This window comes from Shewanella hafniensis (assembly GCF_019655335.1).
GTDB lineage: Bacteria > Pseudomonadota > Gammaproteobacteria > Enterobacterales > Shewanellaceae > Shewanella > Shewanella hafniensis.
On record NZ_BPFD01000229.1, the window covers coordinates 1 to 467 of the forward strand.

The 467-nt window shown below is 64.5% G+C and carries 1 protein-coding gene; it reads left to right on the plus strand.

From position 1 onward, the window contains the following. Nucleotides 1–24: 24 nt before the first annotated feature. A partial coding sequence (locus tag K5Q99_RS23180; protein ID WP_220778147.1) for a hypothetical protein occupies nt 25–467 on the plus strand: 443 nt, incomplete at its 3' end.

Genomic DNA, 467 nt, shown 5'->3' on the forward strand with positions numbered 1-467 from the left:
CTGGAGCGACGCGTAGGATGTCGTGTGCATGTGCCATTCGCCCAGCCCGTGCCGCGCGGCGATCCTGCCTATGCCATTGGGTTCGAGGCGCCCCGTACTCTCCATCTCGTGGGCAGTTGGCCCCTCCAGACGGCTGTGCGGCGTCCGGGCGATATGGATGTGGATGTCGAGGCTGTGATGCCCTCGACGCTGTTTCAGGAAAAGGACACGCTGAATGCGCGCTACTTTACGAAGCGTGCCTTTTATCTCGCTGTGCTGGCCGCGCACCTTCGGCAGGAAAAGCACGACGTTTCCTACGCCTTCGTGGGTGGCGATCGGCGCCGTGCGTGCGTGGTGCTGCGCCCCAAGGCCCTTTCCAAGCTACGCGCCGTCGTACGTATTCATCTTGCGCACGAGCCGGGCCTCTTTCCCGTGGCGCGGCTGGCGCCGGATCGCAATAATCTGCGTGGCGCGGCTGTCGGTGCGTC